Genomic DNA, 25,674 nt, shown 5'->3' on the forward strand with positions numbered 1-25,674 from the left:
GCTAATAGCCTCTTTATTGCTTTTTACTGCGTGCTTTTAGCCTTACTTAATGCTTTTTGTATAGTGAGCTCTATCTTTTCTGGCTTAGTAAAAGGGGCATAGCGCTTAATTGGCGTGCCATCGGCTGCAATTAAAAACTTAGTGAAATTCCATTTTATTTTTCGAGTTAAAAACCCCGGTAAAGCTGATTTTAAAAAGCGAAATACAGGGTGTGCATTTTTTCCATTCACATCAACTTTGTCTGTTATTAAAAAACTGACTCCGTAATTTATTAAGCACCCTTGCTCTATTTGCGACGCATCTCCAGGTTCTTGTTGGCCAAATTGATTGCACGGAAAGCCTATAATCACAAGTCCTTGACTGGCGTACTTTTCATGAAGCGCTTGTAAAGATGCGTACTGGTAGGTAAATCCGCATTTACTTGCAGTATTAACAATGAGTACAACTTTTCCCTCAAAACCATCAAAGTTAATAGGTTGGCCCTGTAGACTTGTTGCGCTTAATTGATGAAATTTTTGCATGGTGGCTTCTTATTATTGTTGTTAGGCATACTTTAACGCGGTAAAGGTTTTACATAAAGTATAAAGTTTATTTGTGGAGCGAGACATGTGACCTAACGGCCTTGGTATAGCCTGAGCTAAATTTTGTGTATTGCTTATACCTAATTTCACATCCTTGTAGGTGAAAAATAATAAACAATCCTCAGGCTGCTAAAACCTAACTATAGAGGTTAATAAACCCTAATTTAAAATTAGAAACAAACCCATACCGGCAAGTGTTGTGTAATAAATGTTATGTGTTTTATAAGCTACAATAATGGCTACAATAGCGGCACTTAAGTAAGGGTTTTGCCAATGCAGGTTTATGCCTTCTTCACCCAAAAATACAATAGGAACCCAAATAGCGGTAAGTACGGCCGGAGCACTAAAGCTTAAAAATTGCTGCATTTTAGGGCCCACTTTAAATGGCAATGCACGGTGTAAAAATAAATAACGCGTAAAAAACGTAATGCAGGCCATGAGTAAAATAGTGGTCATCATGTTTTAGTGTCCTTTTTCGCTGTTAGCCTTGCCGTTGTATAACCTGCACTCATTGCTAATAATGCGGAGCACACTAGCCATAATTCAAACCCTGTGCTTTTTAACCACGTAGCAGTAATACCCGCCACAATAACAGTCACTAAAGAGGCGGTATTTTTAATACCGGGAATAACCAAGGCGATAAAAGTAGCTGCAATTGCAAAGTCGAGCCCTAAGTTAGTTAAATCAGGAAGCATAGATCCTGCAACAATGCCTATTAATGTCCATATATTCCATGCGATGTAAAAACTAAAACCTGCACTAAGCGCATAAACTAAACGCACTTTTGTGCGATAAGCTTTGCGGTGATGAGAAAACGCAAATAATTCATCGGTTAATACAAAGCTAACAGGTAGGCGCCATCGCATTGGTTGATCTATGACCTTATGCCTAACAGCAAGGCCATATAAAAAATGCCGAGAGCTAATTATAAACGTGGTGAATAATATGGTAAGCAAGGGGGTGTTCCCTGCCATAAGTTCAATAGCGACAAGTTGAGCTGAACCTGCAAAAACCAGTAACGACATGGCTTGTGTTTCAAGAGCTGTAAATCCATTTTGAATAGCTAAAGAGCCGCAGAGTATTCCCCATGGAATAACGGCTAAGCAAAGCGGAAGCATATCTAAAAAGCCTTTTATTATCGCTTTTTTAACTGGTTGCATAGCATTTACCTTGCTGGCTTGTAGAATGGCAGATAACGACACCTTATTATGAGGTTGATTAGCATTTTAATAATACTGTTTTTTAGAGGGTAAACACAATGACGACGATAAAAGTATGGGATGGGTTTATACGGTGTTTTCATTGGCTGTTAGTCATTAGTATTGCCGTTTTATATTTTAGTGTAGAAGAAGGCATGATTGAGCTGCATTTTGTTGCTGGGTTCTTTACTTTAGCGCTCATTGTTACGCGAATAGTATGGGGGATTGTTGGCAGCAGAACAGCAAAATTAAGTGGCTTGTTTCACTCACCTAAGGCTGTGTTACAGGGGTTTAAAAACCCGATTGACACCATTGGACACTCTGCTCCTGGCAGCTATATGGTTCTTGCTTTTTTTACGCTTATATCAACGCAATTAATTACCGGGTTGATGAGTAGCGACGGTATTTTAACTGACGGCCCGCTTGTTGAATATGTATCGAGTGATACGGTCGATTTTGCTAATTGGCTGCATCACCTCAATTTTGACATATTACTGTATGCAATAGGCTTGCATATAGCGGCAATTGTTGTGTACAAAATTAAAGGTAAGCCTTTAGTAAAAGCAATGATTACTGGAGAAAAAGCATCAAAATCAAACAGTGTACAAAGCTCCGTAACTAAGTCGCCTTGGCTCGCGTGGGCTATATTTGCAGGCTTACTGCTTATACTCGCATTTACTTGGGGGCAAGAGCCTTTACAGTACTTATTTGGATAAATTTAGCTTTCAAAGTGGTCCTTAATTACTGGTTGTAAATCTCGGTTACATTCTTTTGTTTGATTGTTGGGGAGTGGGTACTTATAATTAGCACTTCCTTGGCAAGTTAATGGTTTGCAGTATTACTTGTTATTGGTGCTTGTTGTTTATTCATAATGAATAAACTATGTCACTCTTAAGGTGTAGCCGTGTTTATGCATACGTCGTTGGCCTGCGGGGAATGGTCAACAATTGGTTGCTTAAATAATCACACTCAATTATTTATTGGTGATGTGGTGAAAGTAACTTTTTATGACATGCAAGGAGAGCTAATTAGCTTATCGTTTGATTTTAAAATTACTTCATTTGAACAAGGGGAACCTCACGCTTGGCCGCGTTTGATAGCAGAATACATTAATGTTCACATTCCTTTGGTTAGTGCAGGAAAAATGACTGAACATGGTTTAATAGTCGCTTATCGGAATAATAAAATTTTTGCATTGCAAAGTAGCGGTATATGCAAAGCGCATATTGATTTTCATTGTATTGCGAAATGCGACGATCGTGACGTGAGCACTCAACGCTTGTATGAGTATGTTTACCCTGAGCATAGCGAACGCTATAACGCAGGTACTAAGGTGTTACAGCCTAAAGATGGTTGCATATATCAATGTAGGCCATGGCCTTTTAACGAGTTTTGTCGAAAAGCAAAGGATACACATTCAATATTTGAACCAGGGATAGGTAAAAGTTGGGCTATGGCTTGGCTTCAATTATAAATTAGTTAATTACATGTTTCTTCCCATAGGTATTACAGGTTTAGGAATAAATCGGTTGCCTTTAAGCCCACTCAACTATTGAGTGGGCTTTTTTATTTTTATGATAAACTGCGAACATTATTACTTCTTTAAATTGGTTTATTTGTGCCTAGTTCAGACTACTCTTTAAGCTTGCTGCCTCATTTCCCTGTTGCTGAAAAGCAGCCCCATACATTAACCACACATAATAAAAAAAGAACCGACCATTACTATTGGATGCGTGATGATGAGCGCAAAAATGAAAAAGTACTCGCACATTTACAAGCCGAAAATAACTATTGCGATGAGCAATTAGCATGTATTAAACCCTTGCAAAATACCTTATTCGAAGAGTTAAAAGCGCGTATTGTAAAGGACGACAATTCAGTGCCCGTCAAAGATGGTAAATACTGGTATCACTCTGAAGTGCGCGGTGACGATGAATATGCGCGTCATTATCGTAGCACAAGTATTAAAGCTGAAAATAAAGCCCTTTTGCTAGATGTAAACGAGCTTGCACAAGATTTTGAATTTTTTGACCTTGGGGAAGTTGCATTAAGCCCTAATGAGCAGCTTATGGCGTATTCACAAGATACTGAGGGTCGCCGTATTTATAACGTTTGTTTTAAAAATTTATCAACAGGTGAAATGCTCACTGATGAGCTTGAAAATACAGAAGGGCAAGTTGTTTGGGCAAACGACAATAAAACCGTTTTTTATGTTAAAAAAGATCTGCAAACTTTATTAGGGTACCAAGTATTTAGGCATGAGCTGGGAAGTGCGCAAAGCCAAGATGTGTTGGTGTATGAAGAGCAAGACAGCAGCTTTTTTATGGGACTGGGTAAAAGCCGAGATGAAGCGCTAATTATAATTGATTTGGCATCTACTGAGTCCAACGACACATGGGTGCTTGATGCCAATAATCCGCAAGGTCAATTTAGCGCACTCATGCAAAGAGAAGAGGGTCATGAGTTTGATGTCGATAAGTTAGGTGACACATTTTATATTGTCACCAACTGGCGAGCTAAAAACTTTAGATTGATGACTGCAACCGAGCAGACCATTGCAGATAAAACTCAGTGGCAAGAGCATACAGCCCACAGGGAACATGTATTACTTGAAGGCGTTGAGCTTTTTAATGATTTTTTAGTCCTCAGCGAACGTGAGCAAGGGCAAGCACGTTTTGTTGTAGTAAACAAAGAAGGCAAGCGTATGGCGCTTGAGTTTGACGATCCTTGTTATTACGCTGCTGTTGCAATGAACCCAGAACCGAATGTTAAAACGGCACGCATTTATTACTCAAGCTTAACCACTCCTGGTTCTTTGTACGACGTTGACCTTATAACGGGTGAAAAAACATTGCTTAAACAGCAAAAGGTATTAGGTGACTTTAAAGCCACAGATTATGAGTCTGAGCGGCTGATGATTACTTCGCGTGATGGCCTCAAAATACCTGCTTCTGTTGTATACCGAAAAGATAGTTTTAAAAAAGATGGCACCAACCCATTATTTCAATATGGGTATGGGGCTTATGGTTACACCATTGATCCGAGCTTCTCTAGCACGTCGCTCAGCTTACTTGACCGTGGTTTTGTTTATGTCATTGCACATGTGCGTGGTTCCGAAATGCTAGGCCGCAATTGGTATGAGCAAGGTAAAAAAACACATAAACAAAATAGTTTTAGTGATTTTATCGACGTAACAAAAGCGCTGGTTGAACAAAAATACTGTGATAGCAGCAAAGTATTTGCATCAGGCGGTAGTGCGGGTGGCTTGCTTATGGGCGCCGTGCTGAATCAAGCTCCACAGTTATATTGTGGTGTAGGGTGTCATGTGCCATTTTTAGATGTACTCACCACTATGTTGGACGAGAGTATTCCACTGACCACCAATGAGTACGATGAATGGGGAAACCCAAACGATCCACAGTTTTATAATGTAATAGATGCGTATTCGCCTTATGACAATATAAGCGCACAAAATTATCCTAATATATTAGTCACTACCGGCCTACATGATTCGCAAGTGCAGTACTGGGAGCCCATGAAGTGGGTTGCTAAAATGCGAGAATACAAAACAGATAATAATATATTGGTATTTAAAACCGATATGGACGCAGGTCACGGCGGCGCATCTGGACGCTTTAAAAGCTTGGAAGAAAAAGCACTTGAAATGGCATTTTTTATTGCGTTGGTTGAATGATACATTTTGTTAAATAAACAAAAAAGCCTCAGTGGTAGCTGAGGCTTTCAAAATCAGAATAACGTTTAGCTTAATCCAAGTAAGCTTTTAGCATCCAAACTAGTTTTTCTTGTTCAGAGATGTAGTCTCCCATTAATGATGCTGTACCTTCATCGCCTGCATCACCTGCTTGGTTTAAAATCTCACGTTGCTTTTTAATTAATGTACTGTAGCCCGCTAATATATTTTCTACGGCAGTAACGCCATCACTTATGCCTTTTGCTTCTTTTATTTCACTTACTTCAAGGTAATCTGAAAATGCATGTAACGGCGCGCCATCGAGCGTTAAAATACGCTCTGCAATCTCGTCTACTTTCAAAAGTAACAGGTTATAAATTTCTTCAAACTTAACGTGTAATTCAAAAAAGTTACGGCCTTTGATGTTCCAGTGAAAACCACGAGCATTCATATACTGTATTTGGTAGCTACTCAGTAGAGTATTAAGTGATTTTACAATGTCGTCGCTTTTTGCGCTGTTTAAACCAATTGCATTTACTTGTGACATAACTTGCTCCTTAAGAACCGTTTGTTTGTTAACTTGAGTAAAGTATTACTTTTTTAGTTAGATTAGTGAAACTGTTTATATCTATAGAGTTAATAGTTAAAACCTATTAAATGACTGGTACATAAGTTTTGTTTGCTCTATAAAGACATGGGGTCTAATTATTAAAATTCACCTCAATTTTTTAAGGTGGTTTGTTGCGTAAAATATGATCTCAAACAAGCTTAGACGGGGTTATTAAATTTGTTAATTTATTTTTTGATTTAGGTCAAAAATCACTCTTTTTGAAAGCGCATAATAATGGCGTTGAATTAATTAGGAGAGTGAACATGTATGCAAAAACAGGCAAACAAAATAAAGCAGAGTTAATTGTGGTATGTATTTCGCTGGTGGCATTTGTGCTTGGTTTAGTAGCTCATCTAGCGGGTGCAAGTATCGCTAACTCAGACGTGTTTGGTTATATAGCTGCGCCAATTCCGTTGGTGCTCGGGGTTATTGTTATACTAAGTTATAAAATAGCTGAGGCGGCAGAAGATTAACTGCCTTCGCCTAAACACTTTAAAATATAATCGACCACTTCACGTGAGTAAATCATACTGGTATGGCTTAAGTGAAACACTTTGTGTTCTGCCATACCTTTTAGTTTAGTTTCATCAAGAAGAACCGTTCCGTCTGACTTGCTACCCTTTACAATAAGAGGCATTAAGCCGATTGGTAGGTCGCCAGCAATACTATAAAGCTTTGCTTTAAATGGCCAGTTACCATTTTGTGTGAGTAAAAACTCAACGCTATTTTTTAAAAAAGCTTCAAACCCTTTTTGTTTCATTTTTTGTGCAATGTGACTGCCTTGATGGGGAGTACCAAGCGTTACTACTTTTGTAACGAATTGGCTCGCGTCTGAGTTAGCTTCTAAGTAAGCTCTAGCTACTAACCCACCCATAGAGTGGCATACTAAAGCTGTGGGCTCATTACCAATAAACTCATCTATTTGTGTAAAAATAGCATCACGATTTGGGTCAAGAGTATTGTATGTAAGGTTTAACACGTTAACGCCTGAGCTCTCTAACCTAGAGCAAAGGGGGCGCATAACAAAGCCAGACATATACAAGCCATGTAAAACAATAACGTGTTTAACTTTCATATAACCCCTAAAGCAACTGCAATTACATTAATTGCTGTGGTTTTATCTCAATATTCGTATTATCAGTGTTAACCCATACCTCACCATCTTGAATGGTAACTGTAAGCTGTATGTTGCGATCAACTAGCTCAGCAAGTGCCTGTGTTGCTACAAAGTCTAAACTAAAAATACTTAAATTTTTAAATTCGTACAATTTTGGTTGGTGTTTTTGCCACCATATAGCTTGGTTGTTCTCACCGTAAGTATAAAGCACAACTTTTTTAGATTTATTGCAGGCTTTTTTAAGGCGCTTTTCGTCAGGTAAGCCTAGCTCAATCCAAAGCTCTACTTCTTCACTGTAATTAACGTGCCAAAGCTCTGGCTCGTCATCAGCACTTAACCCTTTGGTAAACTCTAAACCATCACAATAGTTAAGTGCAAACGCGAGCAGGCGAATCATTAACCGCTGGTCAGTTTCCGATGGATGCTGAGCCAAAGTTAAATTTGTGTCTTGATAAACATGGCGATCCATATCGCTAAGCGATAATTGTGCCTTCATAATGGTTGATTTAAGAGCCATAACAACTAATCTAAAAATATTTTCGCCAGTATAGCGCAATTAAATGAATTGCCAGTTAAAATAGCGCTTAAATATACGTTAGGAGTTAAAAATGGCTATCCAGTGGTTCCCTGGGCACATGAATAAAGCCCGAAATGAAATTAAAGAAATAATGCCACAAATGGATGTGATCATTGAAGTGCTTGACGCACGCATTCCTTATAGTAGCGAAAATCCAATGGTGACAACCCTTCGTGAAGGCAAACCGGTCATCAAAATTTTAAATAAGGCTGATTTAGCCGATCCTAAAATGACTCAAGTATGGAGAGACTACTTTGAGCAAGAAAGTGGTGTTAAAGCCATTGCGTTTGGTCATGATAAAGCCGCTGAAGTACACCGTATTAATGAGCTTTGTAAAAAGTTAGTGCCGCATAAAGTGGGTGCCGATAAGCAAATAAAAGCCATGATCATGGGTATTCCAAACGTGGGTAAATCTACATTAATTAATGTATTAGCTGGTCGTATAGTGGCAAAAACGGGTAATGAACCTGCGGTTACCAAGGCGCAGCAGCGCATTAAGCTTGAAGACGGCATTATGCTATACGATACGCCAGGCATGCTTTGGCCAAAAGTAGAGAACGAGAATTCAGGTTATCGTTTAGGTGCAACGGGTGCAATACGCGACACTGCACTTGAGTACGAAGAAGTTGCTAGTTACACCGCTGAATATCTACTGCATGCTTATCCTGAACTACTAAAAGCGCGCTATAAGTTAAACGAATTGCCAGAAAGCGATTGGGAATTTGTGGAAATGGCGGGTAAAAAGCGTGGTTGTATTCGTGGTGGTAATCAAATAGACACGTATAAAATGTCTGAAATACTCATTAACGAACTTCGAGATGGCATTATTGGTCGCATTACCATGGAAACACCAGCCATGCGTGAAGAAGAAGAAATAATGGTTGCCGGATTACGCGCCGCTGCAGAAGCTAAAAAAGCTGCTAAAGAAGAAGAGAAAAAACAGCGCCGTGCACGCGCACGAAAAAACCGCCGTTAAATTGTGAGCTTATATGAGTATGTTGCTCACTAAATTTCAGACATAAAAAAAGCCCGTAAGGGCTTTTTTAGTTTCATATCTACCGTCACCGATATGAGCAATGTAGCAAGTAAAATAGTAGGGCGGTTACTTATCATCAACATCAAGGGGCGTTGCGGTTAATAACAAGTAACCATAGCTGTTAACGTGCGCCACACGTTGTTTCAGGGTCGAGAAACAAGTTATTCATTCCGTTACAAAGCTGTATGTTCTGCGTTGTTGATAGTGATTATCAGTTAGATCTAAGTATCTGTCAACACTCAAATGCAAATAATTATCATTATCTTGGTGCGCATTTTTTATTCTCTTTTAAATCGGTATGTTAGCGTTAAATAACTACTCTTTTTTATTTTCACTTAAGCGTAAATTTATTTTATCAACTAGCACTTCATCGAGCTTATTAAACCTGCTAACAATAAGTAAAAAATCACTTCCATCTGTTTTTATTACTTTAATAGTGGTGTTATCTAGTTCAGTTTTACCGTATGAGGTTTCTATTTTATCAATGTCATTAAAGTGACTAAGGTCTGACTCAAGCTTTCCAGCATCGTTTTTATAGTAGCTAAAAATATAATTATCAGTTATTCCGTTTCCATCGTCTCGATAGTCAAACATGGCATCACTATAAAAATAGAGAACGTCTTCATTTTCTGGTGTTAGGCGGTTACGTTTTAAAAAGTGAGTTTGATAAGCCCATAACTTTTCGCCTTTTATTATAGCGCTACCAGGTAAAATATTAGCTTCTTGAAGTACACCGAAGAGTAATATTGGCGAAAGCGCCAGAGACATAAAGCACTGTCTGACTCGCCAGTAAGAGTTGTAATGCAAAGCTTTTTGGTTGGTGTTTGCGTGCTCTATGTAACTCACTAATGGAAGCCATAGAAAAGGCATAACCAGCAATGCGATAGTGGCGTATTCTTCCATGCGGTAAACCAATGTGGTTGCAAGTACTAATAAAAATAAAACAGCAGCCCCCCAGCTTGGGATTATTTTACTTTTACTTGATTGCAATTCACTGTGTTGCTTCAGTGCTTGATAAAGGGGGTAATACCATAAAATGGCGAAAATACCGCGAGCAATAGGCATTATATTGGCATTGCTGTGCTGCTTTATAGCTTTAAAGTTACGGTAGCACCAATAGTTAATATAAATACCTAAGCTTAAAATGCTGTAAATAATAAACTTGCTGACCGATACAGCGTAAAATGGGTTATTTTCAAAAGTAGGGCGCTTTGCCGACTCAAGTCGCCAGTCTGCAATAAAGAAAACAAATAATAAAAGGTAACCGGCAAGTGCGTATTTAAGCCAGTTACCTCCAAGGTTATCGAGTATGTCGGCCGTTGTTTGAGGCGCATCAGTTGTGTTTGCGTACTTTAAAATTGAGTAGTGCGTGGCTGAAATAAGTTTGTTTCGTTGCGCTAGGTAGTCGCTGATTTTATCAGCGGGAATATGGTCTTTCTTTGCGTAAAAGTGATAGCTTAGCGTTAAAATATTATCATTAAAGCTAACGGATGTTTTTAAATAAAAGTAGTCGTTATCAATCTCGTCTTGGCTATTGTCAAACGCCCAGTTTTTTTCAGTAAAATGAAGTTTTATGCTGGTGTCGATTATATTGGGGTATTCAAAATAAAGTGGGTCTGTGCGATTAGTTTGCTTTGGCTCGTAAACACTGTTTTGTATTTCAGAGGCGTAAAAATCAGCTTCATATCCGTCACTGGTTTTTTCCCAAAATTGGCTAATAAGGTACGACTCGCTAGTGATAAACTGACCTGTTTGTTGGTCCTCACTTACCGCCATGGGTTTATCGATTTTGAGCTCGTCAAAAAAACCTTGGTAGTATTCAAGGTATGATTTTGCAACGCTGTCTAGCCCGTTGCGCGCTAAATTACTTCTGCGATTAATAGCCTGAAACTCGGCATAAGAATATTCGGTAGTAAATAGGACCGGTTCTTTTACTGTTTTAGGAATATAAAATTGATCGTTTACTGTTACCTTTTTATGCGCAGGAGTTTGTGCCATAGGCGTTAATGTATTTTCGCCATTTTTTATAATAAGTGCATATCCGTAATCGGGCTGCGCTAAATAGGGAAGTGTCCCTCGTTGATAACTAATGGTTGGATCCAGCCAATAGCGTTTGCCTTTGTACTCAAGAGTTACAATTACGTGGTTAAAAACGCTTGCTGTGGCCGGTAGTTCTATTAAGCGCTTCGTTTCTTCTGTATCTACAAGAGCAGGGTATGCCTCTATTTTCATCGCTTCTAATAATGAAATGAGTAGAGTTGTTTTATCTTTACAGTCACCATACCGTAGAGATAGCGTTTCTGAGGCAGGTGTTGGCTGATGAGAATTGGTGCCCATTTCTAAACCTAAATAGCGTATTTCGTCTTGGCTAAAGCGTAATGCTGCGGCAATCCTATCGGATGTATTGGTATGCTGTGCCTGTATAGATTGCGCTATGGCGTTAATACTACTAGGTGTTTCGATTGCTGACTCATAAAGTGGTAATGCCCAATTAACAACTTCGTCCCAACTATTATATTCAGAGAGATAAACTTGCATGTATGGGTTGTACCAGGTGGGTGTTTCAGAGTCTTGCGTGAGTAAAGGGGCTTCGAACTCTGATATAGAGTAGTCCGTACCGTATTGGTTTTCAGTCTGTTTTGTTTCGGCAGTGCCATTTATGGTTTTTATATTAAGAGGTGTTTTTTTACCCCATAAAACACGCATATACTGTTGCACTACGGGCACTGACCACCTTAGTGTGCGCCGAGTACTAAATTTATTGGCATAGATAGGATTACTGCCGGTAACACTGTAGCTATAATCGAGCATATCTCCGCTTCGCATATCGTCAACAATGATATTTAAAGAAAGCCTTCCGTTATAAATTTTATCAGCTAATTCAGACTCGCTCTGGATAACAGATAACCTTGCAGTTGAAAGCTTATCTATGTGCTTACCATCTCTAATTATGGAGAGTGTGTGCAATGTTAGGGTCTGATAGCTTGGGTCAAAATCGAGGCTTAACTGGCTTATATAGTCAACGCCACTTTGATTAAGTGCTTGCATTACTAGGCGTGTGTATCGTTGTTGCTTTTGACGTTCAGGAACATAAGTTTGGTTGTCGAGTAATAGGTAAAGTGTGCCATCGCGCACTTTTGCCATATCACTTTTTTGGGGCTGTTTTACGTCATGTAGGGTGACCCAATTACCAGGTGCATCTATTTTATATTGCGTAGCATAAGCTGGTGCATTACATAGAAATAAAACACATGTTAGTAGCCAATAAATAGGGTAAAGAAATGTCCGTTTCATTTTTAATTCTTATTATTTGTTATTAATGCATACCACTTATAGGTTTATATAGTGGCCTATTTTTAATCGATATTATCATACAGATTGAATCGTGAAGAGCTTTAGTAATGCGTTATTTTTAAATACTCGCCTGCTTTAACTTTAATTAAATAAACCTTTCTTCAATGTGTTTATGGGAGAATTTACGACTATTTATTTATACCTTAAAGGGCGCAGCTGCAGTAAAAATTATTAAACATAACAATATGCTCGATATCAATAAGGCCTTTTAAGTTACCGATACAAAATTAAAAAGCATTATTTAAAATGCAGTGTTTATGAAATAAAGCCTAACGTTTTTATTGGTTTATATAATAAACAGCGTGTTGTACCGTTAATATATTCTCTTTGTAAAAAAAATATAGTGAATTGATTGCATTTTAAGCGACTTCTATGGTGATGTTCGCTTTAAGTAATGCTATACTCCCGCCGAATAATTTATCGACTTTATTAAGAGTAAAATAATGGCAGATTTATCGAAGTACAGAAACATTGGTATTTTCGCGCACGTTGATGCGGGTAAAACCACGACTACTGAGCGTATCCTGAAGCTTACAGGTACTATCCACAAAACAGGTGAGGTTCATGATGGTGAATCTACTACCGATTTCATGGATCAAGAAGCTGAGCGCGGTATTACTATCCAGTCTGCGGCAGTAAGCTGTTTCTGGAAAGATCACCGTTTCAACGTTATCGATACTCCTGGACACGTTGACTTCACAGTTGAAGTTTACCGTTCACTTAAAGTATTAGATGGCGGTGTTGGTGTATTCTGTGGTTCTGGTGGTGTTGAGCCACAATCAGAAACTAACTGGCGTTACGCGAACGAATCAGAAGTTGCACGTATTATTTTCGTAAACAAATTAGACCGTATGGGTGCTGATTTTTACCGTGTAACTGAGCAAGTACGTAAAGTACTTGGTGCTGTACCATTAATCATGACTTTACCAATCGGTATTGAAGATGATTTTGTTGGTGTTGTAGACGTTCTTACTAAAAAAGCATACGTTTGGGATGACACTGGTCTTCCTGAAAACTACGAAATCACAGATGTTCCTGCAGACATGGTAGAAAAAACTGAAGAATACCATGAAATGCTTATCGAAACTGCTGTAGAGCAAGACGATGATCTAATGGAAGCGTACATGGAAGGTGAAGTACCTTCTGTTGAAGATATTAAGCGTTGTATCCGTAAAGGTACTCGTGACCTTGCGTTCTTCCCAACGTTCTGTGGCTCTGCATTTAAAAACAAAGGTGTTCAACTAGTACTTGATGCTGTTGTTGATTACTTACCGGCTCCTACAGAAGTTGATCCTCAACCTCTTATGGATGAAGAAGGTAATGAAAACGGCGAGTTTGCAATTGTTTCTGCAGACGAACCTTTCAAAGCGCTTGCATTCAAAATCATGGATGACCGCTTTGGTGCATTAACATTCGTACGTATCTACTCTGGTAAGCTTAACAAGGGTGACACTATCCTTAATGCGTTTACTGGTAAAACAGAACGTGTTGGCCGCATGGTAGAAATGCAAGCTGACGAGCGTAAAGAGCTTACTTCAGCGCAAGCGGGCGATATCATCGCTATCGTTGGTATGAAGAACGTGCAAACTGGTCACACTCTTTGTGATCCTAAGCACCCAGTAACACTTGAACCAATGGTATTCCCAACTCCAGTAATCTCGATTGCTGTACAGCCTAAAGATAAAGGCGGTAATGAGAAAATGGGTGTTGCTATCGGTAAAATGGTTGCAGAAGATCCATCTTTCCAAGTTGAGACTGATGAAGATTCAGGCGAAACTATCCTTAAAGGTATGGGTGAGCTTCACTTAGATATCAAAGTAGATATCCTTAAGCGTACTTACGGTGTAGACCTTGTTGTTGGTCAACCACAGGTTGCTTACCGTGAAACTATCACTCGTGAAATCGAAGATAGCTACACGCATAAGAAACAATCTGGTGGTTCTGGTCAGTTCGGTAAAATTGATTACCGCATCAAGCCAGGCGAAGTGGGTTCAGGCTTCACGTTCACATCATCAGTTGTTGGTGGTAACGTACCTAAAGAATTCTGGCCTGCAGTTGAGAAAGGCTTTAAATCAATGATGCAAGAGGGTGTGCTAGCTGGCTTCCCTGTACTTGACGTTGAAGTAGAACTTTTCGACGGTGGCTTCCACGCCGTAGATTCATCTGCAATTGCATTCGAAATCGCTGCTAAAGGCGCTTTCCGTCAATCGATCCCTAAAGCGGGCGCACAACTTCTTGAGCCAATCATGAAAGTTGACGTGTTCACGCCAGAAGATCACGTTGGTGATGTAATCGGTGACCTTAACCGTCGTCGTGGTATGCTAAGCGACCAAGAAGCTGGTTTAACTGGCGTTCGCATTAAAGCTGACGTACCGTTATCAGAAATGTTTGGTTACATCGGTTCACTACGTACTATGACATCAGGTCGTGGTCAGTTCTCTATGGAGTTCTCACACTACGCACCATGTCCAGCTAACGTATCTGAAACGGTAATCGCTGCAGAAAAAGAGAAAAAAGCTGCTAAGTAATTAGCCTTTTAAACTCTAAAAAAAACCCGCACATGTTGCGGGTTTTTTATTGGCTAAAAATTTTTCTAGCTTCTGTGTAATTTATAGTTAGCATATATTTTAAGCATAAAAAAAGGAGCGCTAAGCGCTCCTTTTTAGTGTGATGCACGGTTAATTAAACTTTCTAATTAACTTTGCTTTGAGGGTTTTGATTTTTAGCTTACGAACACGATGAAAACGTTGTACTGGCATTGTTGTTAATTGCTCTGCTGGTAGTGCTGGCAAAGTTTCAGGGTATTGCCCTTTGCTTGGTACTGATACTGTTTGTAAATGTACTTTCAGTGCAGCGAGTGTTTTACTGTTATCGACTTCACTAGGGCATATAAATATACCTAGTTTTCTGAGCGCTACACCAAACTTAATACTACTCGAGTAACGAACAATGGGAGCTGCAAGTATCAGCCCTAATAAAATAGGTGATAACCACCAGAAAAATACAGGGGTAAAGTAATAAGCAACCCCGCCCCAAACAACTGCAACTACGGTTGAAAATAGTGTATAGCCAAAGGCTTCTTTCCACGACACCATGCGGCCTTCTCGCGGTTGAGCATCCCACGTTACTTTTTTACCTAAAAATACACATACTACAAAGTAAGCATGAAAAACCATCATCAGCGGTGCCACAATAACGGCAAACAAAGTTTCAATAATTGAACCAGCTATGAGTTTAATTGACCCACCAAAACGCTTATTTCTGTGGACTAGGGTAACAATGACCCCCATTAACTTAGGCATTAATAAAATAATAATGGTTAAATAAAGTAATGAGTCAATTAAATCTGTTTTAGCTATTTGCCATGTAGGAAATAACTGATAAGCACGATTAAAATAGACATCACTGTTTAATGCGCGGGTAACTGCATCAATAGTACTTAATGCGAGCATTGATAGCCAAATAAGCGACGATATATATGCTGTGGCACCCAGTAAAAAATGAAACTTACTCATAAGCTTTAATTTATTTGATGACAATAAACCAAGGTGTTGAATATTGCCTTGTACCCAGCGCCTATCACGAATTGCGTAGTCTAATATATTGCTTGGAACTTCTTCATAGCTACCTTCAATTTCAGATAACAACAATACATCCCAATCTGCTGAGTGAAGTAAAGAAGCTTCAACAAAGTCGTGGCTGAGAATTTCACCACCAAAGGGCGCATTCCCCTTTAATGTTGGCAAACCACAACATTTAATAAAGGCATCGACCCTTATGATTGCGTTATGTCCCCAGTAGTTAGCTTGATCGGTTTGCCAAAAAGCAGAGCCAGTAGCTAGCATGGGGCTGTAGAGTACCGATGCGAATTGTAAAAAGCGACCAAAAAAAGTATCTTGGCGCACCGGAATAGGGATTGTCTGAATAAGACCTGCTTGCGGGTTATTGAGCATGCTAGTTGTTAGCTCAAGCATACACTCGCCAGTCATTATACTGTCTGCATCGAGTACAATCATATGATCGTATTTACTACCCCAGCGTTCACAAAAATCCGTTAGGTTGCCTACTTTGCGGTGTTTATTGTCTTCACGGCGGCGATAAAAAATATGTTTGGCAGTATCTCCTAAGCGTTCGCATAGTGCGTGCCATGCATTGAGTTCATTCTCGGCTATCTGCGGGTCTTGTGTATCGCTTAGTAAGTAAAAATCAAAGTGTTCGAGCTGTCCGGTCTCTTTAAGCGACGCTAGACTTACTTCAAAACCAGCAATTACACGGTGGGTGTCTTCGTTGTAAATAGGCATTACAACCGCTGTTTTTTGCTTAGCAATAGCTTGGGCGTGGATCGCGATTGGTTTTATGCGCTTTAAGGTAAGTGGATCGATACGAAATAGCTGTAATACAAACCCTATTGTGCCACTACAAAATGCCGTCACTATCCATGCAAATGTAATAGAAAATAAGACAAGCAGTGCATACTCAAGCAACGTCATGCCGTTTGAGTTAAGTATGTCGAACATGATTGATATGCCATAGCCTGATATGAATATAGCGGCAATTGCAAAAAGCCATACACGAGCTGTTTTAAATGGCATTGTCGTTCCCTTTTTTTGCTTACTTGGTGTCATTTGGATACCAAACATAGCTCCATACCTCACTAATGTCTTTGTCACGCAGTTTTAACGATAAGCGCATATCGACAGGTTTGTCGTCTTGTGGTGCAATTTTAAAAGCAACACGCCAGCCGTACCCTTCAGGCAGCTTTTGAACGGATACATCACTTACTTCACCCGTAGTAAGCTGAATATCTGCATTTAACTTAAGTTGTTCAGAGAGAGCATTTAGAGCAGGGCCTGAAAAATCAACAGTGAATTGACGATGACTTTGTGGTGGCGGGTTATCTTCACCGGGCAATGCCGCGCTGCCGATACGAGTACGAACTACATGTGCTTTTTCATGTTTGTTTAAACTGCTATTAAACGTACTCATTTTGTAGCTAAGTTTTAATGAATCACCAGCTTTGAAGGGGTTTTCTGGTACCCAGTAGCTAACAATGTTGTCGTTTGTTTCGGTATCTGTTGGAATTTCTACTAGCTCAACACGGCCATTGCCCCATTCACCCTGAGGTTCAATCCACAGGCTTGGGCGATCATGGTAATGTGCTTCTATATCAAAATAGTTATTAAAGTCACGGTCGCGTTGCGCGAGCCCAAAACCTTTCGGGTTTTCGTACGCAAATGACGTAACACTCAGTTGCGATGGATTATTCAGTGGGCGCCATACCCACTTGTCATCCTGTGATTGAGTTAACAAACCATCAGAGTCATGCACCTCAGGACGATAATCATCAAAAAATTTTGTGCTATTTTCACCATGATAAAACATGCTCGTTAGTGGTGCGATGCCTAACTTTTTCACGTCTTTACGGGCAAATATTTGCATGTCTATTTTAACGGTTGTGTTGGTAGTAGGGTCAATATTAAATTTATAAGCGCCAGATACTGATGGGCTATCAAGTAATGCAAACAGTACAATGCTAGTTTGTTCTGCTGTCGGTTTTACTAGCCAAAACTCTTTAAACATAGGGAACTCTTCGCCAGATGCAAGCGCTGTATCAATTGCTAATCCGCGAGCTGAAAGGCCATAAACTTGGTTTGGACCTACAACACGAAAATAAGAAGCACCTTGAAACACCATAATCTCATCTTTATAAGTATTAGTATTTAAAGGGTAGTGAAGCCTAAAACCTGCATGGCCAAGCTGTGTATTGGTTGTGCTTTTAGTTAACTCATCTTTTAGCGGTGCAGCCGTTCCATCGTAATTATAAAAGTCAGTATTAAAGGGAAGTCTGCTGTGTTTTGAGTCGCTATCAACAGTATTTATTGTCACCGGTGTTTTGTATAAAAAACCAGGATGAAATAGCTGTAATTCATACAAACCATCATCTTTCCAAACAGCTTGATCTTGCTTAAAACGAATGGAGCGGTAATCCTGATAATTAATGTTATTTAGTGCATCAAGTTCAATATTGTTTGGCGCCTTATAGTCTTCACTGGCTAATTTTTTTGCACGTGCGCTGATAACATCAAATAAACTACTTTGTGAAATAGAGGCTTTGGTGGTACTTGCTAATGCTTGGTTACTAACTGCAAATGTTGAGAATGCAATAAATAAACCCAAAATCGATTTAGTATGAGACTGCCATCGTGTTGTTAATTTGATAAGTTGCTTCATTTTTTCTTCCTTTATGAAAACGGCTAGGTCACATTTAAAAGTGATTTTTTTACTTAATGGGTAAGCCTAAATTAATCTATGAATTTGATGTTAAGTACTGAAGTTACGAGGTTTGTAAAGTTACATTTAATAAAAAATGAACTACCTAACGCAAAAGATATTAAGGGGGGATAGCTGAAGCTTGTCTGAATTATTTTTACAGAGGAATAAAAAAAGCCGCGAATGCGGCTTTTTATTTCTTACTTTAAGCTAATTATTTCTTTTTAAAGCGACGCACTATAGAAAGTGGTGCTAAAAGAAGAGATAACCAAAGCAATGAGCCAGCATCGTTATCATCATCTGAACGCAAGTTATTTACCTTCACAGCAACTTTTTCAGCCTTTGATACATTACCAACGCTATCTTCAACTTGTACAGTAAACGTAATGCGGTTTTCAAATTCATAATCAATTTCACCAGCAACAATTAGCTGACCTTGATCATTAATTGACACACTATCGTTTTCAGACACGATAAATTTAACAACAGGTGAATCTTCAGGGTTAGGATCTGAGTAATCAAGCATGCCAATAACAGTACCTACAGCGCTGTTTTCATCAATAGAGAATACTTGATCTGGGGCAACCACAGGAGTCTGTTCTTCTGGTGTAAGCACAACTTCAGATTTGATATCAACAATCACAGGGTCATGATCAGACGCGCGGTATGCACTTTCTGAGTAAAGAGTAGACTGATGCCCTTCGCTCTTAAACTCTACATTGTAATCAAGTACGATAGGCTCATCGGCATTAATGTGCCAATCTTTAGCAGCCACTACTTTACTAAGTAAAGACTCACTCGCCACTGCATGGTCAAGGCTACCAGCGCGGCCTGAGAAGCTGTAAGAGTAAGCTAATGTATTACCATCAAGCTCAGCAACAACATTTTTGTAGCCTTTTTCGTCAAATTTGCGAATTGGATCTTCCATCGCGTAGGCGTTCATATCACCCACTAAGATAATATCTTCGTCGTCTACACCTGTTGGTTTGCTGTCTAACCAATCAGCAAATGCGCTTGCACCTTCTGTACGGATTTCATTCCAACATGCTTGACCATCGTTTTGATCTTCATTAGCGCCACTTGCACTACCACAACCGCCTTTTGATTTTAAGTGCGCTACAGCAACAGTAAATACTTCTTGCGACTCTAACGATTTAAAGCTTTGTGCGATAGGTGTACGGTTGCTGAAATCAAATGGTGCTGCGGTAGTAATAGCAGCAGACCCTACTTCTTCAACTTTGTTTGCGCGGTAAATAAGTGCTGTTGTAATTGCGTCAGTACCTACTTGGTTAACATTAAAGTCTACAAAAGCATATTCGTTAGCACTGTCAGCATCATTTAGTGCGTTTACTAAACTTGCAATTGCACTAAACTCACCAAAGCCATCGTTTTCAATTTCCATTAAACCAACAACGTCAGCTTGCATTGCGCTAATTGCACTTACTAACTTAGCTTCTTGGCGAACCAACTCTTCAAGTGAGTCAGCACCGCGGCTGGTTGGGAAACCAGCGCCTTGGCCGTCACCGTTGAAGTAGTTTAGAACGTTAAAGCTTGCAACTCGCAGGTCTGCTTCAGGATTTAGTTCCGGTGCGTCTTCACGTGGATTAGTTGCAATAAACTGCGGTGCAACTGTTGGGTGAATACGGTATGTGCTAAAGCTATACGCTAATGCGCCTGTTACGCTGTTCACACTATCGCCTGTACGTAATGTGTTTTCTGCTGATAAACCTGGGGTCGGGTAAGCAGTAGGATCTGAGTTTTGAACAGTTGAACCGTCATCAACTAAGATTTTTTTAGTTAGGTTTTCTACTTCAACAGCGTTAGCTGCATCGCCAGGCATAGCAACTTGTGTGCCTTGGTATAAACGTTCTGTTGCAAGCTCAACTTCACCGTAACGGCCTAAACCAAAGTTATTTGTTACAACTAACTCTTGGTCTAAAGTAACCAGCATGCCTTCAAAGGCTTCTAAATCATCTTGGCTTGCTAAAGGTAAAGAAATTTTAGTGGCGCTTACTGATTGACCCGTTGCACATACCGCAACTTGAACAACATCAGAAATTTGCGTTGAATCGTAGTATTCATCAACTGTACCTTGAACACGTACGTGATCGCCAACGTTTACATCTGTATCTGCAAAGTAAACAAATACACCTTCAGAAGTTAGTGGGTTTGTATCTTCATCAGCGGCAAGAGAGGTTACAAAGAAACCTTTAAGTTCATCATCGCCTTGGAAGTCGGCAGTAACAATACCTTCTAGTTCTACTAGTGTGTCAACTAGTGGGCTTTCGTTTCCTTCGCCTTGAATAGCACTAATTAGCGTTTTGTCTGCAGCACATACGATTGGATCAATTGGATCTGGTTCAGGCTCTGTTCCGCCACCATTACCCGCATGAGAACCGAGACCAGTAAATTCATTTTGATCGAACTGCGCCCATTCTTCGCTAGGATTAAAGCTAGCATCAGGAGTAACACGACCTGTTACTATTCCATCTTTGCGTCTTAATGTTTTGTTTGCAGTTTCTACCCCGCCTTCTGACCAAGATGAGCCAGGATCTACACCACGTTGGCCGAAGCTATCAACAACTGTTGTTCCTTGCATTAAAACTAAAGCATCATCACCATTAAAGTTTACTACGGAGTCAGATAAATCTGCTTTTGCAATAAGGGCTGCATCAGCTCTTGAGTCAGCATTAACAATAACATAAGTGCTATTAGCAGCAAGAGTACCGCTTAACGTTAATTCAGTAGAAACAGTGCTAGAGCCATTAGAATAGCGCTGCAATGTGTAATCACCTAGAGAGATTTCCGATGATGATGTGTTATATAGCTCTATTGCTTTATTATAGCCACTACCTTCAACATACTCAGATATGATTAAGTTAGCGGACGCTGGTGCACTAAGACCTGCTAGTACAAGCGCCAGTGGCGTTATTTTTGTTTTTAACATTTTTTATTATTCCCGTGTATTTAAATCCCAAAATGGGACACCAGTTTAGAGAATCTAAATGACAAAAATAATACAATTATGTTAATGAATGTAAACGAAAAGGCGGTTTTACCGCCTTTTTATCAATTACTTACTTTTTAGTGAGGTATTGCGCGGCTTGCTTAGCGAAATAGGTTAATATGCCATCAGCCCCTGCGCGCTTAAAAGCGAGTAAAGACTCCATAATTGTGGCTTCTTCGCTCAGCCAACCGTTATCAATCGCTGCTTTGTGCATTGCGTATTCTCCGCTAACCTGATATGCGAAAGTAGGTACACCAAATTCGTCCTTAACGCGGCGCACAATATCAAGGTAGGGCATACCGGGTTTAACCATCACCATGTCGGCACCTTCTTGTAAATCAAGCGCGACTTCTCTAATTGCTTCATCTGAGTTGGCAGGATCCATTTGATAGGTTTTCTTATCGGCCCCTTTTAAGTTACCTGCAGAGCCTACAGCATCTCTAAAAGGCCCGTAGTAGCTAGACGCATATTTAGCTGAGTAAGCCATAATACGTGTATGAATATGGCCATCTGCTTCAAGTGCTTCGCGAATAGCGCCAATACGACCATCCATCATGTCAGATGGCGCAACTACATCTGCGCCTGCCTCGGCGTGCGAAAGCGCCTGCTTAACAAGAATTTCAGTGGTTATGTCATTCATTACATAACCTTTATCATCAATAATGCCGTCTTGACCGTGAGTAGTAAATGGATCAAGGGCTACATCGGTAATAACCCCAAGCTCAGGAAAAGCTTCTTTTAAAGCGCGTACAGTACGTTGTGCTAAGCCATCTTCACTGTAGGCTTCTTCAGCCATCAGGGATTTTTTGTCACCAGGGGTTACCGGAAAAATAGCCACGGCAGGTACACCTAAATCTACAAGCTCTTTCGCTTCTTCAAGCAAAAGATCAATCGATAAACGTTCAATTCCAGGCATTGATTCGATGATTTCTCGGCGATTCTTACCTTCTAGTACAAAAACAGGGTAAATGAGGTCATTTACACTAAGTTGGTTTTCGGCCATTAGACGACGAGAAAAGTCATCGCGGCGCATTCTGCGCATACGAGTATATGGGAAAAGGTCTAGTCCAGATTGGGCCATATTACTATGCTCCTATTGTATAGTTTCAAAATTAACAACTTGGTTACGACCTTGTTGCTTAGCGCTATAAAGTGCTTTATCTGCGCATTCAGTGAATAACTCAGGGGTATTTATATCATCAGCGATAAATGTATATACACCGGCACTAATCGTAAATTTAATCTCAGCACCTGCAACAATGACTGGGTTTTGGTATATATCTAGTCGTATTTGTTCTGCTATATCAAAGGCGCCTTGGTTTGCAGTGTTAGGGAGTAAAATTACAAACTCCTCACCGCCATAGCGAGCGACCTCATCCAGCGGTCGTTTCAAAAAGCGTTTAATAATATCAGCAGTTGCTTTTATCACGTTATCACCGCTTAAGTGTCCGTAGGTATCGTTAATTGTTTTAAAGTGATCGATGTCAATCATAATAATACTTAGCGGTGTTTGTTCTCTTCGTGAACGACGAAGTTCCATTACCAGCTTCTTATCAAAAAAGCGGCGGTTTTTAGCGCCTGTTAGCGCATCTTCTGTATTTAGCTGTTCAAGCTCTCTGTTTTTTTCTTCAAGTTCTCTAAGTGTTACTTGTAGTTCAAACGTGCGCTCGTCTACTTGTGATTCAAGTTCGTACTGAGCTTCTTCTTGAAGTGCGAGCCGCTCTTTTAACAGTGTGTCTTGAGCCGTACTTTCTGCAATCACAGTTTGCTGTTCGATTATCTGCTCATCTCGTTCAGTTATAAATTGCTTCATCACTGCATAACACAAGCAAAATGTACAACTAAAAAATAACACCGATATAATGACCAACCCCATCGTTTCAAAGGTGTACCATCCCATCACGGTTATAATAAAATAAACCGTTACTGCATTAAAAAAGCCTAAAGCTAGTAATAATGCATTTATAGATTTCGAAGGGTGGGAGCGAGTAGATAAGTAGGTTGTTAAAAAGTACAGACTTAAAACAAGAGGGGTTAATATTAGGCAATATGCAGTGACCAACCAGTTAGGAAGTAGCCAAATAAATAATAGAGAGACAGCAAGCAATTTTGTTATTAACTTTTGCACACGTATAATTTTTTTAGCGTGAGGCTTGCACATTTGTTGTTGAAGAGGGAAAAACAATAGCGCGATTAAAATAAGTAATATTGGCATTATTACTTGTTGGATTGTGGGAGTATTTGGGTGCAAGTAACGAAATCCAAAGCCGCCAAGGTACGCTAAAAAAAGCCCTAGCGTGAAAGTGATCGCTCCCGCTAGTGCAAAATAGCGCTTTCGAGTAAATCCATACAAAAGTATACAGCTTAATGCCAGTGCTGCTAAAAAGCCGACCATTAATCCATAAACTAAGTTAAAACCCTCTTTTTGAGTTAAATAAACATCTTGTTGCCATAAGCTGATAGGGATACGTAAACCTGATGGGTTACTAACTTTGAGAATAACCCGAGTGGAGGAGCTTGCTGGAAGCGTTAATTTAGTTAACAAAAACTCACTCTTTATAGTACGCTCGTCAAGTGAGAATGAATCACCTAGCCGCATTTCTGACAGTATTTGTGCATTTCTCAAGTGAAACAGCTGAACTTCATTTAAAAATGGATTGTCTATTAAAATTAATGGACTAAAGCGACTATTTAACGTGTTATTTATTTCAAACGTAACCCAAACAGGGCGACTTTCTAGGCCAAAATTTAACAGTTTGGTGTTAACCGAACGCCATTGGTTAGGCTCAAGTTGTAAAGCTGTCTCTATCGATGAAGGCTCAAAAGAATAAGTAAGATTTGTAACGATATGGGATGAAAAATCTGAATTTATTACTACGGTAGACGCAAAGCTTTTAAAAGTGAAAAGCATTATAAGTAGGCAGATAGCAGCCTTTAAACTGTTCATTAACGGGCTTCTAAACCAAAAACAGTATAAAAGTTATCTGTTGTTTGCTTCGCCACACTCTTTGCATCTATTTGATACAGCTCAGCAAGTGTTTGGCAGACATGCGTTAATAGTGCAGGCTCATTTCTTCGCGACTTTGGCTTTGGTTTAACTGTGCGTGGAATTAAAAAAGGCGCATCAGTTTCTATAAGTAAGCGGTCTAAGGGAATGCTTGGGGCTAAAGCTTGCAATGCTTGTCCGCGTCTTTCATCACAAACCCACCCTGTGATACCAATGTATAGGCCTAATGCTAAATAACTTTTGAGTGCGATTTCATCTCCTGTAAAGCAGTGAAGCACACCGCGAACATTGAACTCAGTAAGAATATTGATCATGTCATCACTCGCATCACGCTCATGCAAATAAACCGGTAAATTTAACTTTTCGGCTAGTGCAAGTTGGCGTCTCAATACGCTACGTTGAACACTTCGAGGCGAAAAATCACGGTTATAATCAAGCCCGCATTCACCAATAGCAACAACCTGAGGTTGAGTGGCAAGCAGTGTTAATTGGTCTTCTAATGAATCAGTTGCTGTTTTGGCATCATGTGGGTGAATACCAGCGGTTGAAAACAAGTGAAATCTTTTAGCAAGTGCTAAAGATTGCTCACTCGTTGATATGTCGCAACCAATAAGCAGCATTTTTTCGACACCCGCGCTTTGAGCGCGGGAGATGATATCTGAATGCTCACCATCAAACTGATGGTTTGCTAAGTTAACGCCAGCATCAACCAGTGTGTAAGGCATTACTTAGTTCGTTTAACGCGAATAGAACGGTTTTGACCATCTTTTCGTAATAAAAATGAGTTAAATGCACCGCGGGTAATGGTTACAGCATCAGACTTTTTCAAACGCATGCTATCAGAACCAACTTGGCGCCATTTTTGGTTGTTATCCAAAGTGATGATCAGCTCGCCATAGGGGGCTTTGTCAACAGATGTTACCGCTGCTTTTATTTCACTGTCTTTTTCTGCTTGGTCTTTTTTGTGCTCTAAACCAAAGTCATCCTTTGGCGCTTCAACTGCAACAACAGGGACATTGGTGGCTGTTGTTGGCGCTTTAACTTTTTGGGTTACTGTTGATTGTGTAAGTGGTTTACCCGCCATTGTATTGTCGTAACACAAGAGGCGGTTAAAGTCATTTTCGATAAAGCTACACGCTTTTAGCGCTTGAGTATTAATGTCTGATTGCGCAGAAAATGCAGGTGCGCTCAATATAACCAGTAGTGAGAGTATTTGTTTTTTCAT

Annotated in this window: 20 protein-coding genes; 6 read left to right on the forward strand and 14 right to left on the reverse strand. The window is 39.7% G+C overall.

The genetic code is table 11. The features are described from left to right. Window positions 1-23: 23 nt before the first annotated feature. The 3 genes from RF53_RS17990 to RF53_RS18000 form a co-directional block, all read right to left on the reverse strand. A complete protein-coding gene (locus RF53_RS17990; protein WP_039038468.1) occupies window positions 24-521 on the reverse strand; it encodes a glutathione peroxidase in 498 nt (165 codons plus the stop codon). A gap of 219 nt (window positions 522-740) precedes the next feature. After that, window positions 741-1,040 carry an AzlD domain-containing protein gene (locus RF53_RS17995; RefSeq protein WP_010558093.1) on the reverse strand — a complete coding sequence of 100 codons (300 nt, stop codon included), beginning with the start codon at window positions 1,038-1,040 and terminating at the stop codon, window positions 741-743. Continuing rightward, complete coding sequence (locus RF53_RS18000) at window positions 1,037-1,741, reverse strand: AzlC family ABC transporter permease (protein WP_008128327.1); 705 nt, start codon at window positions 1,739-1,741, stop codon at window positions 1,037-1,039. Before RF53_RS18000 ends, RF53_RS17995 begins: the two co-directional genes overlap by 4 nt. Before the next feature lie 98 nt (window positions 1,742-1,839). On the opposite strand from RF53_RS18000, the gene RF53_RS18005 reads away from it, so the two are divergent. The 3 genes from RF53_RS18005 (at window position 1,840) to RF53_RS18015 (ending at window position 5,474) form a co-directional block, all read left to right on the forward strand. Then, entirely contained in the window at window positions 1,840-2,496 is a 657-nt protein-coding gene (locus RF53_RS18005; RefSeq protein ID WP_039038469.1) for a cytochrome b/b6 domain-containing protein, read from the forward strand. A gap of 194 nt (window positions 2,497-2,690) precedes the next feature. Further along, window positions 2,691-3,254, forward strand: a complete 564-nt coding sequence (locus RF53_RS18010) for a hypothetical protein (RefSeq protein WP_039038470.1) — start codon at window positions 2,691-2,693, stop codon at window positions 3,252-3,254. Window positions 3,255-3,398: 144 nt separating this feature from the next. After that, complete coding sequence (locus RF53_RS18015) at window positions 3,399-5,474, forward strand: S9 family peptidase (protein ID WP_039038471.1); 2,076 nt, start codon at window positions 3,399-3,401, stop codon at window positions 5,472-5,474. 70 nt (window positions 5,475-5,544) lie between these two features. Here RF53_RS18015 and RF53_RS18020 read toward each other — a convergent pair whose 3' ends face one another. Beyond that, window positions 5,545-6,018: a Dps family protein gene (locus RF53_RS18020; RefSeq protein ID WP_010558088.1), complete on the reverse strand. Its 474-nt coding sequence runs from the start codon at window positions 6,016-6,018 to the stop codon at window positions 5,545-5,547. 326 nt (window positions 6,019-6,344) lie between these two features. Here RF53_RS18020 and RF53_RS18025 point away from each other — a divergent pair, with 326 nt between their 5' ends. Beyond that, window positions 6,345-6,554, forward strand: a complete 210-nt coding sequence (locus RF53_RS18025; protein WP_039038472.1) for a hypothetical protein — start codon at window positions 6,345-6,347, stop codon at window positions 6,552-6,554. On the opposite strand, the gene RF53_RS18030 is transcribed toward RF53_RS18025, so the two are convergent. Together RF53_RS18030 and RF53_RS18035 are read right to left on the reverse strand one after the other, a co-directional pair. Then, window positions 6,551-7,156, reverse strand: a complete 606-nt coding sequence (locus RF53_RS18030; RefSeq protein WP_039038473.1) for a PGAP1-like alpha/beta domain-containing protein — start codon at window positions 7,154-7,156, stop codon at window positions 6,551-6,553. The genes RF53_RS18025 and RF53_RS18030 overlap by 4 nt on opposite strands. 22 nt (window positions 7,157-7,178) lie before the next feature. After that, window positions 7,179-7,715 carry a YaeQ family protein gene (locus RF53_RS18035; RefSeq protein ID WP_039038491.1) on the reverse strand — a complete coding sequence of 179 codons (537 nt, stop codon included), beginning with the start codon at window positions 7,713-7,715 and terminating at the stop codon, window positions 7,179-7,181. A 91-nt stretch (window positions 7,716-7,806) separates the two neighbouring features. Here RF53_RS18035 and ylqF point away from each other — a divergent pair, with 91 nt between their 5' ends. After that, a complete protein-coding gene (gene ylqF / locus RF53_RS18040; RefSeq protein ID WP_006793849.1) occupies window positions 7,807-8,751 on the forward strand; it encodes a ribosome biogenesis GTPase YlqF in 945 nt (314 codons plus the stop codon). Window positions 8,752-9,126: 375 nt separating this feature from the next. Here ylqF and RF53_RS18045 read toward each other — a convergent pair whose 3' ends face one another. Beyond that, on the reverse strand, window positions 9,127-12,105 hold the full coding sequence (locus RF53_RS18045; RefSeq protein WP_039038474.1) for a DUF3857 domain-containing transglutaminase family protein: 2,979 nt from the start codon (window positions 12,103-12,105) through the stop codon (window positions 9,127-9,129). Window positions 12,106-12,608: 503 nt separating this feature from the next. Here RF53_RS18045 and fusA point away from each other — a divergent pair. Further along, window positions 12,609-14,693, forward strand: coding sequence for an elongation factor G (fusA, locus tag RF53_RS18050; RefSeq protein ID WP_006793851.1), 2,085 nt, complete (start codon window positions 12,609-12,611; stop codon window positions 14,691-14,693). Window positions 14,694-14,843: 150 nt separating this feature from the next. Here the strand turns inward: fusA and mdoH are convergent, their stop codons facing one another. The 7 genes from mdoH to RF53_RS18085 all read right to left on the reverse strand — a co-directional run bounded on the left by mdoH (window position 14,844) and on the right by RF53_RS18085 (window position 25,674). Continuing rightward, on the reverse strand, window positions 14,844-16,805 hold the full coding sequence (mdoH, locus tag RF53_RS18055; RefSeq protein ID WP_039038475.1) for a glucans biosynthesis glucosyltransferase MdoH: 1,962 nt from the start codon (window positions 16,803-16,805) through the stop codon (window positions 14,844-14,846). Next, window positions 16,777-18,396 carry a glucan biosynthesis protein G gene (locus RF53_RS18060; protein ID WP_039038476.1) on the reverse strand — a complete coding sequence of 540 codons (1,620 nt, stop codon included), beginning with the start codon at window positions 18,394-18,396 and terminating at the stop codon, window positions 16,777-16,779. Before RF53_RS18060 ends, mdoH begins: the two co-directional genes overlap by 29 nt. A 253-nt stretch (window positions 18,397-18,649) precedes the next feature. Beyond that, window positions 18,650-21,382 (reverse strand): ExeM/NucH family extracellular endonuclease, encoded by a 2,733-nt coding sequence (locus RF53_RS18065; RefSeq protein WP_039038477.1) that lies wholly within the window; start codon window positions 21,380-21,382, stop codon window positions 18,650-18,652. 130 nt (window positions 21,383-21,512) lie between these two features. Continuing rightward, a complete protein-coding gene (hemB, locus tag RF53_RS18070) occupies window positions 21,513-22,523 on the reverse strand; it encodes a porphobilinogen synthase (protein WP_006793855.1) in 1,011 nt (336 codons plus the stop codon). Window positions 22,524-22,535: 12 nt separating this feature from the next. Continuing rightward, entirely contained in the window at window positions 22,536-24,389 is a 1,854-nt protein-coding gene (locus tag RF53_RS18075) for a sensor domain-containing diguanylate cyclase (RefSeq protein ID WP_039038478.1), read from the reverse strand. Beyond that, complete coding sequence (locus RF53_RS18080; RefSeq protein WP_039038479.1) at window positions 24,389-25,174, reverse strand: TatD family hydrolase; 786 nt, start codon at window positions 25,172-25,174, stop codon at window positions 24,389-24,391. Before RF53_RS18080 ends, RF53_RS18075 begins: the two co-directional genes overlap by 1 nt. Continuing rightward, a complete protein-coding gene (locus tag RF53_RS18085; RefSeq protein ID WP_039038480.1) occupies window positions 25,174-25,674 on the reverse strand; it encodes a hypothetical protein in 501 nt (166 codons plus the stop codon). Before RF53_RS18085 ends, RF53_RS18080 begins: the two co-directional genes overlap by 1 nt.

It is taken from the genome of Pseudoalteromonas sp. ECSMB14103 (assembly GCF_000813065.1).
Classification (GTDB): Bacteria; Pseudomonadota; Gammaproteobacteria; order Enterobacterales; family Alteromonadaceae; genus Pseudoalteromonas; species Pseudoalteromonas marina.

Excerpts from the sequence above, each read along its gene's own strand:
- RF53_RS17990 (WP_039038468.1), bottom strand. The coding sequence starts at position 521 with ATGCAAAAATTTCATCAATTAAGCGCAACAAGTCTACAGGGCCAACCT.
- RF53_RS18010 (WP_039038470.1), top strand. The coding sequence starts at position 2,691 with ATGCATACGTCGTTGGCCTGCGGGGAATGGTCAACAATTGGTTGCTTA.
- RF53_RS18005 (WP_039038469.1), top strand. The coding sequence starts at position 1,840 with ATGACGACGATAAAAGTATGGGATGGGTTTATACGGTGTTTTCATTGG.
- RF53_RS18060 (WP_039038476.1), bottom strand. The coding sequence starts at position 18,396 with ATGAAGCAACTTATCAAATTAACAACACGATGGCAGTCTCATACTAAA.
- RF53_RS18030 (WP_039038473.1), bottom strand. The coding sequence starts at position 7,156 with ATGAAAGTTAAACACGTTATTGTTTTACATGGCTTGTATATGTCTGGC.
- RF53_RS18080 (WP_039038479.1), bottom strand. The coding sequence starts at position 25,174 with ATGCCTTACACACTGGTTGATGCTGGCGTTAACTTAGCAAACCATCAG.
- mdoH (WP_039038475.1), bottom strand. The coding sequence starts at position 16,805 with ATGTTTGGTATCCAAATGACACCAAGTAAGCAAAAAAAGGGAACGACA.
- RF53_RS18020 (WP_010558088.1), bottom strand. The coding sequence starts at position 6,018 with ATGTCACAAGTAAATGCAATTGGTTTAAACAGCGCAAAAAGCGACGAC.
- RF53_RS18075 (WP_039038478.1), bottom strand. The coding sequence starts at position 24,389 with ATGAACAGTTTAAAGGCTGCTATCTGCCTACTTATAATGCTTTTCACT.
- RF53_RS18065 (WP_039038477.1), bottom strand. The coding sequence starts at position 21,382 with ATGTTAAAAACAAAAATAACGCCACTGGCGCTTGTACTAGCAGGTCTT.
- fusA (WP_006793851.1), top strand. The coding sequence starts at position 12,609 with ATGGCAGATTTATCGAAGTACAGAAACATTGGTATTTTCGCGCACGTT.
- RF53_RS18025 (WP_039038472.1), top strand. The coding sequence starts at position 6,345 with ATGTATGCAAAAACAGGCAAACAAAATAAAGCAGAGTTAATTGTGGTA.
- RF53_RS18035 (WP_039038491.1), bottom strand. The coding sequence starts at position 7,715 with ATGGCTCTTAAATCAACCATTATGAAGGCACAATTATCGCTTAGCGAT.
- hemB (WP_006793855.1), bottom strand. The coding sequence starts at position 22,523 with ATGGCCCAATCTGGACTAGACCTTTTCCCATATACTCGTATGCGCAGA.
- RF53_RS18085 (WP_039038480.1), bottom strand. The coding sequence starts at position 25,674 with ATGAAAAAACAAATACTCTCACTACTGGTTATATTGAGCGCACCTGCA.
- RF53_RS18045 (WP_039038474.1), bottom strand. The coding sequence starts at position 12,105 with ATGAAACGGACATTTCTTTACCCTATTTATTGGCTACTAACATGTGTT.
- RF53_RS18000 (WP_008128327.1), bottom strand. The coding sequence starts at position 1,741 with ATGCAACCAGTTAAAAAAGCGATAATAAAAGGCTTTTTAGATATGCTT.
- RF53_RS17995 (WP_010558093.1), bottom strand. The coding sequence starts at position 1,040 with ATGATGACCACTATTTTACTCATGGCCTGCATTACGTTTTTTACGCGT.
- ylqF (WP_006793849.1), top strand. The coding sequence starts at position 7,807 with ATGGCTATCCAGTGGTTCCCTGGGCACATGAATAAAGCCCGAAATGAA.